General features: G+C 61.7%; 13 protein-coding genes. 9 read left to right on the top strand and 4 right to left on the bottom strand.

Translation table 11 applies throughout. From position 1 onward, the window contains the following. The first annotated feature begins 209 nt into the window (after window positions 1-209). Genes J3D46_RS16490 through J3D46_RS16500 form a run of 3 tightly spaced genes read left to right on the top strand, consistent with a single transcriptional unit; the run spans window position 210 to window position 4,235 of the window. On the top strand, window positions 210-1,118 hold the full coding sequence (locus J3D46_RS16490; RefSeq protein ID WP_253468227.1) for a hypothetical protein: 909 nt from the start codon (window positions 210-212) through the stop codon (window positions 1,116-1,118). Further along, window positions 1,105-2,271, top strand: a complete 1,167-nt coding sequence (locus tag J3D46_RS16495) for a peptidoglycan-binding domain-containing protein (protein WP_253468228.1) — start codon at window positions 1,105-1,107, stop codon at window positions 2,269-2,271. The genes J3D46_RS16490 and J3D46_RS16495 overlap by 14 nt, the downstream gene beginning before the upstream one ends. Then, a complete protein-coding gene (locus tag J3D46_RS16500) occupies window positions 2,268-4,235 on the top strand; it encodes an ATP-binding cassette domain-containing protein (protein WP_253468229.1) in 1,968 nt (655 codons plus the stop codon). The genes J3D46_RS16495 and J3D46_RS16500 overlap by 4 nt, the downstream gene beginning before the upstream one ends. Before the next feature lie 8 nt (window positions 4,236-4,243). Here J3D46_RS16500 and J3D46_RS16505 read toward each other — a convergent pair whose 3' ends face one another. The 3 genes from J3D46_RS16505 to J3D46_RS16515 all read right to left on the bottom strand — a co-directional run bounded on the left by J3D46_RS16505 (window position 4,244) and on the right by J3D46_RS16515 (window position 6,993). After that, window positions 4,244-5,188, bottom strand: a complete 945-nt coding sequence (locus J3D46_RS16505; RefSeq protein ID WP_253468230.1) for a heme A synthase — start codon at window positions 5,186-5,188, stop codon at window positions 4,244-4,246. Window positions 5,189-5,266: 78 nt separating this feature from the next. After that, window positions 5,267-6,031, bottom strand: a complete 765-nt coding sequence (locus tag J3D46_RS16510; protein WP_231341625.1) for an ABC transporter permease — start codon at window positions 6,029-6,031, stop codon at window positions 5,267-5,269. Then, window positions 6,028-6,993 carry an ABC transporter ATP-binding protein gene (locus J3D46_RS16515; RefSeq protein WP_253468231.1) on the bottom strand — a complete coding sequence of 322 codons (966 nt, stop codon included), beginning with the start codon at window positions 6,991-6,993 and terminating at the stop codon, window positions 6,028-6,030. Before J3D46_RS16515 ends, J3D46_RS16510 begins: the two co-directional genes overlap by 4 nt. A 108-nt stretch (window positions 6,994-7,101) precedes the next feature. Between J3D46_RS16515 and J3D46_RS16520 the strand changes: the two genes are divergently transcribed. From J3D46_RS16520 to J3D46_RS16545, 6 genes are read left to right on the top strand one after another with little or no spacing between them, the layout of a single operon-like run. Further along, complete coding sequence (locus tag J3D46_RS16520) at window positions 7,102-7,923, top strand: metalloregulator ArsR/SmtB family transcription factor (protein ID WP_253468232.1); 822 nt, start codon at window positions 7,102-7,104, stop codon at window positions 7,921-7,923. Beyond that, the gene (gene sufB / locus J3D46_RS16525; RefSeq protein ID WP_062068692.1) at window positions 7,923-9,386 is read left to right on the top strand and encodes a Fe-S cluster assembly protein SufB; all 1,464 of its coding nucleotides are present in this window, start codon (window positions 7,923-7,925) and stop codon (window positions 9,384-9,386) included. The genes J3D46_RS16520 and sufB overlap by 1 nt, the downstream gene beginning before the upstream one ends. A 2-nt stretch (window positions 9,387-9,388) precedes the next feature. Next, entirely contained in the window at window positions 9,389-10,702 is a 1,314-nt protein-coding gene (gene sufD / locus J3D46_RS16530; protein ID WP_253468233.1) for a Fe-S cluster assembly protein SufD, read from the top strand. Between the two features lie 21 nt (window positions 10,703-10,723). Further along, window positions 10,724-11,080, top strand: coding sequence for a non-heme iron oxygenase ferredoxin subunit (locus J3D46_RS16535; RefSeq protein WP_159699707.1), 357 nt, complete (start codon window positions 10,724-10,726; stop codon window positions 11,078-11,080). A gap of 43 nt (window positions 11,081-11,123) precedes the next feature. After that, the gene (gene sufC, locus J3D46_RS16540; RefSeq protein ID WP_014921882.1) at window positions 11,124-11,909 is read left to right on the top strand and encodes a Fe-S cluster assembly ATPase SufC; all 786 of its coding nucleotides are present in this window, start codon (window positions 11,124-11,126) and stop codon (window positions 11,907-11,909) included. Window positions 11,910-11,922: 13 nt separating this feature from the next. Beyond that, the gene (locus tag J3D46_RS16545) at window positions 11,923-12,255 is read left to right on the top strand and encodes a metal-sulfur cluster assembly factor (protein ID WP_159699704.1); all 333 of its coding nucleotides are present in this window, start codon (window positions 11,923-11,925) and stop codon (window positions 12,253-12,255) included. 100 nt (window positions 12,256-12,355) lie between these two features. Here the strand turns inward: J3D46_RS16545 and J3D46_RS16550 are convergent, their stop codons facing one another. Continuing rightward, window positions 12,356-13,255 (bottom strand): neutral zinc metallopeptidase, encoded by a 900-nt coding sequence (locus tag J3D46_RS16550; protein WP_231341629.1) that lies wholly within the window; start codon window positions 13,253-13,255, stop codon window positions 12,356-12,358. Window positions 13,256-13,280: the final 25 nt, after the last annotated feature.

Below are 13,280 nucleotides of genomic sequence, written 5' to 3' on the forward strand. Positions count from 1 at the left end.
TGTGGATGCAAACGATAAGGCGAGTTCCCTCAACGTGGGGCCTCCCACTGATCCCAACTCGCCATATGTCTATTTCTATGTTGACCAAAACTTCAGAGGCGACAGTGTTGTCTTTCGCGCTGGTAACGCCTCGAATGATCTACGCGGTCTCTACATGACTCCCACCCGGAACTGGGACGATGAAATTACGAGTGTCTGGGGATAATCCCTTGAAGCCCACCATCAAGAAGGTGTCCACAACAACGTTGGCGATGGCGGTGATGGCGGTGGTGATCGCCACCACCGCCTGCTCTGCCCCGTCGGTACCAACGCCCACTGAGGCTCCGGCAATAAGTCTGCCCCCCGTAGATCGTTCTGCCGGAGCCGGGGCAAGGGCCTCCCTCAATGAAATCACTGGCGAACTTCTGCTCCCCATGAGCGCGTACTGGTACTCGGATCGGGAGAACGTCATCGTCAATTCTGCCGTGGCCTCCCTCATTTTTGACTGCGTTAGAGAAGCGGGCTTCACGGTGGCTCCCTGGGGAGGTGGGGGCAAGGCCCTGCAGGACGCCAGATATGGACAATGGTCCCGGAACTTGGCAGCGAGGAACGGTGCCCTGCTGGAGATCCGCAAAATTCCTGGCGTGATGGACGAGCAACCCGATCGCCCCGTTCTCAGCGCGGAGCACCAGGCAGCGGAAACAAAGTGCACTAACTCCGTGGGAAGGGCCGGGCTGCCCGAACTCCTGGAAGGTTTGGTTGGTGACACTTCAGTCCAGAACCAGATCACACGGAACGCCGTGGCGCTGACGGAACGCGACCCCGAGTATTTGACCTTCCGACAGGATTGGGAGAATTGCCTGGCCGAAAATGGTGTGAAGCTCACCGGGCCGGGTTCGTGGAGCCTGCAATCGAGCGGCACAAAGGAAGACGAGATACGCGTTGCCCTGCTGGAGGTTGACTGCAAGGACGCCAGCGGCGGTGCCAGGAAGCCTTATGACATTCTCGCTGAGTACCAAGCAGCACAGATAAAGGACCATCAGGCCGAACTCAACGTCTTGGCGGAAGAAAAGGCGGCCGCCGTGGAACGCGCCAAGCAAATACTGCGGGACTACGGCGTGGCTGATGCAAGACTCTGACCCTGATCTGATTCGCCGCGGCATGAGGCGTATTCCACGATGGTGGCTGATTCCTGGCGCGGTGATCGTTGTACTGGGAGGACTGGGACTTGCATACTGGGCCGGCGCTTCAAGCACAGCGGGGACGGAGCCGATGCCGACTCTGGCCTCGGTGGTTCCGGTTTCGGCAACGGTAGAACGCCGTGCGGTGGTCAAACAGGTGGTTCTTTCCGGGAAAGTCGTTCCAGGAGCCCAGTCCACCCTTCAAGCGAGCCCCGCCGAAGGTGTTGACAGACTGGTGGTGACGGACGTGGCAAAAGAGGCCGGGAGCCCCGTGGTTCCCGGTGAAGTGCTGGCGGTCGTCTCCGGGAGGCCGCTGCTGATACTACCCAGCAGCGTGCCGTTGTATCGGGACATCAGCCCAAGGGACTCAGGTCCCGATGTCAAAGCCCTCCAAGCGGCCTTGACGAACTTCGGGTATGCATGCGTGACAACAGGAACCTTTGACCTGGCTACTCAGCAGGCACTGGGATCGTGGTACAAAGCCGCAGGGTATAAAGCCCCCGCTGCGCCCGGTCCACTCCCTCAGGAGGAAGCTGGTAATGCAGCACCAACGAACTCGTCGGGCGTCATGTTTCGCTGGCGGGAATTTGTTCAGGTCCCCGGTGACTCCGGGACTGTAGCTTCCATCGCCGGACCCGGTTCACTTCTGGCCGAGGACGGGATCGTGGCCCGGGTCAGGGTCGCCGACGACTCCATTGTTGCCCGTGCAGATGTTGTTCAATCCGAGACTTTCGTGGTGGGTACGCCCGTAACGGTCAGGGCCGGTTCAACGGTCCTGGACACCACGGTGGTGCAGGTCAGCAGCTTCCTGGAGGGTGACCAGAACAAAAACGAAATCCCTGGAAAAGACATCACCGTAGCATTGCCGCCGGGGACACAGGGATTCGCCGCAGACCAGTCAGTCACCATGACGTCAGGCAGCGCAGTTGCAGAGTCCCTCGCCGTTCCCCTCATTGCGATTCGCCAGGACGGCGGGACACCGTACCTCCTGGTTGAAGGGAACAGCGAGCCCCGCCGCCTGAAGGTCAAGGTCACCGCCCAGGCAGACGGGTGGGCGGCGATCGCGGACGTAGACGGCCTGATCGTAGGGGATCAGGTGAAACTGCAATGAGTGCACTTGTGCCCGCCCACGAATCATCAGCGAGTGCGCAGCGCCTGCCCATCCTCAGCCTACGAGGCGTTAGCCGCGGCTTTCCCGGGACGATGGCGCTGGTGGACGTGGACCTCGACATCCATGAGGGGGAATTCGTGGCCATAGTGGGTCCCTCCGGTTCGGGAAAGTCCACGCTGCTCAACGTCCTTGGTCTTTTGGACACACCGACATCGGGCACATACCGGATCAGAGGTATGAACGTCGCGGACCTCGACGAGAGAGCGCGGGCAGACCGGCGGGCCGATGTCTTTGGCTTCGTCTTCCAGGAATCCCATATGTTGGGGCGTGACGCCGCGGCCCGAAATGCCGTGCTGGGCCTTCGCGCACGGGGAATAGGGCTGTCCGTCCAGAAACAGCTGGTCATGCCCGCTCTGAGGAAATTTGGGCTTGGGCACAGGGCGGCAACCCCGGCGTCGCTATTATCCGGGGGAGAGCGTCAACGCCTGGCCATCGTCCGGGCCGTGATCGGAGCTCCGAAAGTTGTGCTTGCGGACGAACCCACAGGCAGCCTGGACACCGCGAACGGCAAGATCGTCATCCATCATTTGCGTGAGCTCAGTGACTCAGGAACCACCGTGGCCATGGTGACGCACGATCCCGACATTGCTGCAGCCGCGGACCGCATCATCACGATGCGCGATGGGGCCATCGTCAAGGACACAGGTCGCAGCAACGAAGCCACCACGGGCCCTGCAACATCAGCCGCAGGACCAGGAAGCAACAAGCAGGCGTTGGTCCGGCGCCGACGCCACGAGGCCGCGGATGTTGTTGCTGACGCAGTTTCTGCGCTGACGATTCGTCCATCCAAAGCCCTTTTGCTGATCATGGCGTTTCTCCTTGGCAGCGGAGGGCTGGTTGCGGCCATCGGGCTGAGCGAGAGTGCCTCAGTCAAGGTATCTGCCCGGATCGACGAGGCCGCGAGGGACGAAGTCCGGGTCACGCGCGAGGAAGGTTATGCCTCGTGGGAAGCTGTCACCAACGATCTCCAGGCAGCCAGGAGGCTATCCGGTGTGGACGATGCCGGAGTCATCACCGAGCTCTCATCGTCGGTGGTGCAACCATCGACCTTCCGGCCTGGGTCCTTTCCCGAACAACCTGCGTTCAACGGGGCCGTCCGGATCGTCGACTCCGCCTACCTTCGAATCCAAGGGGCAACGGTGTCCGACGGTGATGCTGCCTTGCTCGACCATTCATTCGGAGGGCCCATCGCCATCCTGGGCCAGAATGCCGCTAATGAACTGGGAATCGCAAAGCCAGGTCCCGGCGTCGTTGTGTGGCTGTATGGCCAGCCGGTCCCGGTGGTGGGGATTGTTGATGAGCCGGGCCGTGACCCGGTTCTGCCGTCAGCGGTGATGGTGGGAGTCGGGTCCTACTCTTTGACCAGCAACGTGGCAGCATCCCTGGTCCTTAGGACGAGTCCAGGGATGCCGGCAGCCATTGCCGAGGCGCTGCCAAAGGCCCTCAACCCTGCTGAACCCGGGACCGTAAAAGTACAAACGGTGGCCGACCTCCGGGAGCTCAAACAAGGGATCAATACTGACCTCGGCAGGCTGGTAGCCATTGTCTCCATCATCCTGCTCGCCATGGCCTGCCTCAGTGCCGGAACCACCATGTATTTGGGCGTGTTGGCGCGGTCCAGCGAGATTGCACTGCGACTTGCCCTCGGCATGCGGCGAGGAGTGCTGGCCTCGATGTTCCTTGTCGAAGGTGCCGTGGTGGGAGCGTTGGGAGGTGCTGCAGGCGCAGCCGTAGGCATGGGAGCCGTGCTGGCCTACGCATCCATCGAAGGTTGGTCTGCTGTGATCCCTTGGTACACGTCACTATGGGGCATAGGGGCGGGACTCGCCAGCGGCACCTTGTCCGCGGTGTATCCGGCCGTGCTGGCCATGCGTTCCAACCCGGCGCAACTGATCCGGGCTTAGGAGATCTATTAACGGACCGGGCTGTGCTTTGCAAGATCGGCGGCATTGGTGGCTGCACTCATGAGGACTGCTGCCCCGAACATGTGCGCACCGACCAAGAGTGCGGGAATTCCGTTGTAGTACTGGGTGAATCCGATGGCAGCCTGGAGCAATGTCACGCCCAGCAACAGGTATGTAGCAGTTCTGAACGGACCAGCGATCTTGTGGCGGATCACGAGGTACACAGCAAACAGGGTTCCGGCGGTGATGAGGTAGGCGGGAACGGCGTGGATGTGCGAGAAAAGGTCCCAGTCCAGGTCGTTGCGTGGAGCATCAGCATCGCCTGCATGGGGTCCGGCCCCGGTCACAACGACACCCAGCATCACAGACAGTGCCGAGAAAACAGTAACGGCCGTCGTCACGGGGCGCGCAATGGCAGGGAGGGAAGCCAGCGTGCGGTTCATGAAGCGACCGGCACGGCCGTAGGCCCTGTTGACCAGCAGCGTGGCGAAGACAACCAAGGCCATGGACACGAGGAAGTGAAGTCCAACAACCCACGGGTTGAGGTTGGACAGCACAGTGATTCCACCGATAACTGCCTGGGCGGGGATGCTGGCAAGGAGGCCCAAGGCCAGCAGGAAGAGGTCGCGGCGTTCCTTGCGGAGGTTCCACAAGTACACCAACATGAGTGCGGCAACGGCGGCGAGGGCGAAGGTGAGCATGCGGTTGCCGAATTCAATGAACCCGTGAATGCCCATCTCCGGAGTGTTAACCAGCGAATCGTTGGTGCATCGCGGCCAAGTGGGGCAGCCCAGGCCCGACGCCGTGAGACGTACAGCGCCACCGGTTACCACAAGGACGGTCTGCCCGATGAGTGACAACAGCGCCAGCCGGCGTACCGCCTTATTCACCTCGGTGGGCAGCTTCGATGTCCAACGCTGGACGGTTTTCGGGAGGCGCGATGCCGTACTCACAGTTTTCTCACTTCTCAGTTCTGCGTTGTTTGGTGGTGCCGGGTTGGGGGGTGCCGGGGTTGGGTGGTACCAGGTTGGTTAGTTCCACTTGAACCATCGAATGGCCGCGGCGCCGGCCAGTACAGTCCAGAGCAGGAGGATAAGAGCCGCAGGCAAGGGAAAAGCCCCCAGAAGGAAGGCATCCCGGAGTGCTTGGCCCAATGCTCCGGATGGAAGGAAATGGACAATGGCTTGCAGCACGGCGGGCAGCCGTTCAGCGGGCACCACGATTCCACCCAGGGCACCGAGCAGTATCCAGAGCAAGTTGGTGATCGCCAAGGTGGCTTCCGGCCGGACCGTGCCAGCAACGAGCAGGCCCAGCGCGGTGAAGGCGGCAGCGCCGAGAACCAACAGCACGAGCCCGGGAAGCCATGCCTCCGGCCGTGGTTGCCATCCCAACAGGCCGGCGATGGCGCCCACCACCAGTACCTGGAGGCAGAGGACTACGAGGACAGCGAGAATCTTTCCGGTAATGAGACCGCCCCTGCCAAGCGGGGTTGTCGATAAGAAGCGGAGTACTCCGTACCGGCGATCAAAGCCGGTGGCAATGCCCTGGCCTGTGAAGGCTGTAGACATGGCGCACAGAGCAAGAATCCCAGGGGTGGCCACGTCAATACGGGATCCACCCAGACCGTCCAGAAGCGGAGTGACCACGAGACCCACCAGCGCCATTAAAGGCAGGACAATGGCGAGAATGAGCTGCTCACCATTCCGCAGCATGGTGATGGTCTCGTAGCGACCCTGCTGGATGATCCGGCGCGGCAGCGATGCCGGGCCGGCGTTGGGGGAGAGGAGATTGCTCATCGAAGGTCCCTTCCGGAAATGTCCAGGAACACGTCTTCAAGGCTGCGGGCTTCCAGGCGCAGCGAGCCCGGCATGATGTTCCGTTCCGCCCACCACGCAGTAAGTGCTGCAAGGTCCTTCGGCGTGATCCCACCTGTGACGGAGTAGCTGCCGGGGCGCGTCTCCGTTATGTGAAGGCCTGCACCAACGGCACCAGCGAAGTCGAGCCCTCCTGGAGCATCGAAGTAAAGGGTCCGGTCGGTCACTGCGGTGTCACCGGAATGATCATGCCGCAGCAGTTCGGCGACTGTTCCTTCCACCACGTTATGACCACCATCGATGATGTAAACGTAGTCCGCCAACCGCTCGGCGTCGTCCATCAGGTGGGTAGTCAGGACGATCCCCATCCCGGCGTCGCGAAGTTCTGCAATCAGCTCGAAAACCATCTGGCGCGATTGAGGATCAAGTCCGGCGCTGGGCTCGTCGAGGAAAAGGATTTCGGGATTGCCCACTAGTGCAGCTGCCAGTGCCAGGCGTTGCTTTTGGCCGCCGGACAGTCGGCGGACGTTGGTGCGGCTGAACTGGCTGATTCCCAGCCGTTCCACCAAGGCGTCAACATCCATAGGGTTTTGGTACATGCCGGCGACGTGCCGCAACAGGGGGATAGGACGGGCCGACGGCGGCAGGCCACCGTCCTGAAGCATCACGCCAACGCGGGACCTCAGCTCAGCACCGGCCGTGTCCGGGTCCGCGCCAAGAAGGGAGATGCTCCCGGCCGTGCGCTTTTGCAAACCCTGGGCGCATTCGAGGGTGGTGGTTTTACCGGCGCCGTTTGCGCCCAACAGGGCAGTGACCTGGCCGCGCTCGGCCACCAGGGACAGTCCGCTGACAACCCGGAGCATTTTGCCGTCAAGGGAGGCCAAAGGGCCTACATCCTTAGTGAGTCCGTCTATGGTGAGGACAGGGGATTCGGGTGATCGCACCAGAGTATTCTACGTGAAGTAGTACGGTCACACTTGGCACGCAGCCAAGTCAGCCTTGCCTTACTGGATGCAGGAAACAAATTACGACATGATTGTGTTGTGTATTCCATGAGCAGTCCAGTTTCCATGCCCTCAAAGCGGCATGCTGCAGCGGCAGAGGCATTCGTTGCTTCTCCTGCGCTGCCGGACGCCGATGACCGCACCCGGGACCGCGTCCTGAGTGCTGTTCTCGAAAACGGCCCGGTGAGTGCCGCGGAGCTCGGCGACCTTCTTGGTTTTACGCCGGCTGCCGTTCGCCGCCACCTCGACCATTTGGAACGCAGCGGCGTGATCGAGGTCAAGCGCGTGGCGAAGGCCGGTTCCGGCGCGGGACGCCCCGCACGCCGGTATGTCCTGAGCTCCCAAGGACAATCCACGCTGGGCGACGACTACTTGAATATTGCCAGCTCCGCACTCCGGCGCCTCCAGGAACTTGCCGGTGAAGACGCAGTCCGCCAGTACGCGGAGGAGCGCTTCTCCGACATGGAACGGCGCTACGCTCCCGAGGTCGAGGCCGCCGGTGATGACATCACTGCCCGGGCCATGGCGCTCTCAAAAGCCCTGAGCCGCGATCGCTTCGTTGCCTCGGCCCATTCCATCGAAGCCAAGGCACCGTTGCCTGCCGCGCTGTCCAGTGTCCAGCTGTGCCAGGGTCACTGTCCCATCCAGCGGCTGGCAGCGGAGTTCCCCGTCTTCTGCGACACCGAGACCAAGGTTTTCTCCCGCCTGGTGGGCGTCGATGTCCGACGCCTTTCCACGCTCGCGCAGGGCGGACATGTTTGCACCACCCACATACCTACCGGGCGCCTGGCTGCCACGGCATCCCCAGATGTCGCAGAGCAGTCCGGGAACCCGTACCAGGAATCAAACAACCAGCAAGAAAGGCCGTGATGACGGACCAAATAGCAGAGAAAGCGGTAGCCGAAGGCACTGTGATCTCGGAGATTCTGGAGAAGAATCCCGAACTGCACGGTATCGGAAACTACGAGTACGGCTGGGCCGACAAGAACGACGTAGGCGCAAATGCCCGTCGTGGCCTCAACGAGGAGGTTGTCCGCGACATCTCCTCGAAGAAGAACGAGCCCGAATGGATGCTCGATCTGCGGCTTAAGGGCCTGAAGTACTTCGACCGCAAGCCGATGCCTACCTGGGGTGCAGACCTCTCCGGCATCGACTTCGACAACATCAAATACTTCGTGCGTTCCACGGAGAAGCAGGCCGCAACGTGGGAAGACCTTCCGGAAGACATCCGGAACACCTACGAGAAGCTGGGCATCCCCGAAGCTGAGCGCAGCCGCCTGGTATCGGGTGTCGCAGCCCAGTACGAGTCCGAGGTCGTCTACCACCAGATCCGTGAGGACCTCGAAGCCCAGGGCGTCATCTTCCTGGACACCGACACCGCCCTGCGCGAACACCCGGAGATCTTCCAGGAGTACTTCGGCACCATCATTCCCGTGGGCGACAACAAGTTTGCCTCGTTGAACACGGCCGTGTGGTCCGGCGGTTCCTTCGTGTACGTGCCCAAGGGCGTGCACGTGGATATCCCGCTGCAGGCGTACTTCCGTATCAACACGGAGAACATGGGCCAGTTTGAGCGCACGCTCATCATCGCTGATGAGGACTCCTACGTTCACTACATCGAAGGCTGCACGGCTCCGATCTACACCTCGGACTCCCTGCACTCTGCAGTTGTGGAGATCATCGTGAAGAAGGGCGCCCGCGTCCGCTACACCACCATCCAGAACTGGTCCACCAACGTATACAACCTGGTTACCAAGCGCGCCATCTGCGAGGAAGGCGCAACCATGGAGTGGATCGATGGCAACATCGGCTCCAAGGTGACCATGAAGTACCCGGCCGTCTACCTCGTTGGCGAGCACGCCAAGGGTGAGACCCTGTCCATCGCCTTCGCCGGCGAGGGCCAGCACCAGGACACCGGTTCCAAGATGGTGCACATTGCTCCGAACACTAAGAGTTCCATCATTTCCAAGTCCGTGGCCCGCGGTGGCGGCCGTGCTGCATACCGCGGCTTGGTCCAGGTCCGCGAGGGCGCCAAGCACTCGGCCAACACGGTCCGTTGTGACGCCCTCCTGGTGGACACCATTTCCCGTTCGGACACGTACCCGTACATCGACATCCGCGAGGACGACGTCGTCATGGGCCACGAGGCCACCGTTTCACGCGTCAGCGAAGAGCAGCTCTTCTATCTGATGTCCCGCGGCATGCCTGAGGACGAGGCCATGGCCATGATCGTGCGCGGCTTCATCGAGCCGATCGCCCGTGAATTGCCCATGGAATACGCTCTTGAGCTGAACCGCCTGATTGAACTGCAGATGGAAGGGTCCGTCGGTTAACAATGACTGATATCACTACTGAAAAGGCGCGCATCGGCGCGCCCTCGGCCCAGCCGTTTATCAACGGCTTCACCGAGGAAGGCGAGAACCTCTCGCCCGTTAACACCGGCACGAACACCAGCACGACGTCGGAGCAGCCTTCCGCTGGTCCCCTCGCCGGGGCTTCGGCCAAGAGCCACTCGCACGGTGGCGGCGTTGGCATCCCGGACAGCTCGCGTGCGGGCCGCCTCACGTCGTACAAGCTGGCCGACTTCAAGCCGCTGAATGGCCTTGAGGAAGATTGGCGGTTCACACCGCTCAAGCGCCTGCGCGGCCTCCACACCGAAGTCCTCAACGGTGCAGCTCCGGCTGTCAACGTCACGGCACCGGCCGGCGTCGTTGTTGAAACCGTTGGCCGCGACGACCAGCGCATTGGCCAGGCAGCCATCCCGGAGGACCTCGTGTCCGCCAACGCCTGGGAGAATTTCGCCGAGGCCACCGTGATCACCGTGCCCGCCGAACTGCAGGCCGGGAGTGAAGTTTCCGTCCTGATCACCGGCGCCGGCGAAGCACCTTCCGCCCAGCACATCGTGATCGTGGCAGAGCGCTTCTCCAAGTCCATCGTGGTCCTGGACCACCAGGGCACCGCAGTTGTTTCGGAGAACGTGGAGATCATCGTCGAAGACGGTGCTGAACTGACGGTTGTCTCCCTTCAGGAATGGGCCGACAACGCCGTCCACGCGTCATCGCAGCAGGCAAAGATCGGCCGCGATGCCAAGTTCAAGCACATCGTGGTCAGCCTTGGCGGCGACCTCGTTCGCGTCACGCCGTCAACGCGCTTCACGGCTCCCGGTGCCGACGTCGAAATGTTCGGCCTGTACTTCGCCGACGCCGGACAGCACTTGGAGCAGCGGCTCTTCGTTGACCATGCCGTGGCCAACTGCAAGTCGCGCGTCCTCTACAAGGGCGCCCTCCAGGGCCGCAATGCCCACAGCGTGTGGGTTGGCGACGTCCTGATCCGCAAGGAAGCAGAAGGCACCGACACCTACGAGGCCAACCGCAACCTGGTCCTCACGGACGGCGCCCGCGCGGATTCCGTTCCGAACCTCGAAATCGAGACCGGCTTGATCGAGGGTGCGGGCCACGCCAGCGCCACCGGCCGTTTTGATGACGAGCACCTGTTCTACCTCATGGCCCGTGGCATCCCGGAGAAGGTCGCCCGCCGCCTGGTGGTCCGAGGCTTCCTCAACGAGATCATCCAGCAGATCAAGGTTCCGGCAATCGAAGAGCGCCTGACCGCAGCTGTTGAGCGCGAACTCGCCGCGACCGACAACTAAGACAGGCCAGGCAGGGTAACAATGAGTGAAGAAACCAAGGGCGAACTGGTATGCAGTGCCAATGACATCCAGGTCAAGCAAGCGCTGCGCGTCCTGATCGATGACTACCCCGTAGCCATCGTCAAGGATTCGATGGGCGATATCCACGCCATCGCCGATACCTGCTCGCATGCGGACATCTCGTTGTCCGAGGGTGAGGTTGAAGGTTGCGCGATCGAATGCTGGGGACATGGTTCCCAGTTCGACCTCCGCAGCGGTCAGCCGCTCCAGCTGCCTGCTTATGACCCCGTCCCGGTTTTCGCCGTCACCATCGATGGAGACGACGTTTACGTGGACGTGACCAACGTTGTGAACGGCGCCTCGGTAGATAACTACTGAGCGCCCAGTACCGCCAGACTTACGAACGGAAAGAAAGAAGAGCATGTCAACTCTTGAAATCAAGGACCTGCACGTCAGCATCGAGACGGAGCAGGGCACCAAGGAGATCCTGAAGGGCGTCAGCCTCACCATCAAGACCGGTGAAACGCACGCCATCATGGGTCCCAACGGCTCGGGCAAGTCCACCCTTGCCTCCACCATCGCCGGTCACCCGCGCTACAACGTCACCAGCGGCACCATCACGCTGGACGGCGAAGATGTGCTGGAAATGAGCGTCGACGAGCGCGCCCGTGCAGGCGTCTTCCTGGCCATGCAGTACCCGGTTGAAGTTCCCGGCGTCACCATGACCAACTTCCTCCGCACCGCCAAGACCGCGATCGACGGCGAAGCGCCGGCCCTGCGTACCTGGACCAAGGACGTCAAGGCCGCCATGCAGCAGCTTCGCATCGACGCCGACTTCGCTCAGCGCAACGTCAACGAAGGCTTCTCCGGTGGCGAGAAGAAGCGTGTCGAAATCCTTCAGCTGGAACTCTTCAAGCCGAAGTTCGCCATCCTGGACGAGACCGACTCCGGCCTTGACGTGGACGCGCTGAAGGTTGTTTCCGAGGGCGTCAACCGTGCACACGAAGAGGGCAACATGGGCACCCTGCTCATCACTCACTACACCCGCATCCTGCGCTACATCAAGCCGGACTTCGTCCACGTGTTTGTTGACGGCAAGGTTGTTGAAGAAGGCGGCCCCGAGCTCGCCGACCGCCTTGAAGACGAAGGCTACGACCGCTACGCTCCAGGGGCCGGCGTTGCCGTTGCTCCGGCTGTACAGGCCTAGTTAGGATCTTTCCATGACCGACATCAATGTGGCGCGTACCAGCCTCGAGGACGTCGAGGAAGCGCTCAAGGACGTGATTGACCCGGAACTCGGCGTCAACATCGTGGACTTGGGCCTTCTCTACGGACTCAAGTACTCCGATGACGACGGTGCCCTCCTGATTGACATGACACTGACCACGGCGGCCTGCCCGCTGACGGACGTGCTTGAAGAGCAGGTTGGCAAGTCCCTCGACGGAGTCGTTGACGATTGGCGCCTGAACTGGGTATGGATGCCGCCATGGGGTCCCGAGCGGATCACCGACGACGGCAAGGACCAGATGCGGGCCCTCGGCTTCAACATCTGATCGGCAGCTTTTCGCTCGAAGCGAGCGGGCATATGAAAATGGTTCCGGGCTCAGTGCCCGGAACCATTTTCGGTTAAAGCCCGAAGGGTCCTACAGAACCTTATGGCGCGGCAACTGCGAAGGTGTCGCACTTGTTGATGTCGCCTGTGGTGTACCCCTGGTAGAACCATTTCTGCCGTTGCTCGCTGGAACCGTGCGTCCATGATTCAGGTGACACCCGGCCTGTAGCCGCCTCCTGGATGCGGTCATCCCCAACGGCGGACGCGGCCGAGAGCGCGTCCTGCAGGTCTTGTTCAGTCAGCGGATCCAGGAACGGCTTTCCACTGGCGTCCGTCTGCGTAGTAGCGTGGCGAACCCACAATCCCGCGTAGCAATCAGCCTGAAGTTCCACCCGCACCGCACCGGACTGCGGGCCTTGCGGGTCCTGCTGGGCTAGGTCCAAATTTCCAAGGATGTTCTGGATATGGTGCCCGAATTCGTGTGCCACAACGTACTCCTGTGCCAGGGGGCCACCCGAGGAGCCGAACCGGGTCACCAATTCGTCGAAGAAGCCAGGGTCGAAGTAGGCAGTGGTGTCCGCCGGGCAGTAGAACGGTCCAACGGCGCTGGTGGCCGCACCGCAACCGGTGTTCGTAGCCTCGCTGAAGATCACGGTCTTGGGCCGCGGGTATTGAACGTTATAGTCGGCAAGGTAGCCGGGCCAGAAAGCGTTGAGGCTGTTGACTGTTCCTGTGATCCGGCAGTCCAATCGCTTGTCGGCGTCAGCACCGGTCTGGCACTCCTGGACACCTCCGGCGCTGCCACCGTCGACGGCGGGTGGCTGGCTCCCGCCACCGGTCAGGTCTCCGAGGACATTGGGATTGACCCCGAGCAGCACCAGCAGAAGCACCACGATGCCGCCACCAATGCCACCGCCGATTTTGGTCCCGCGGCCCAAACCACCACCGCGTCGGTCTTCTACCTGGGAAGGGTCAAGCTGCGCCCCGTCATTGAAACTCATACAGTCAGAATAGACGTCACTTTTG

The organism is Paenarthrobacter sp. A20 (assembly GCF_024168825.1).
Lineage (GTDB): Bacteria > Actinomycetota > Actinomycetes > Actinomycetales > Micrococcaceae > Arthrobacter.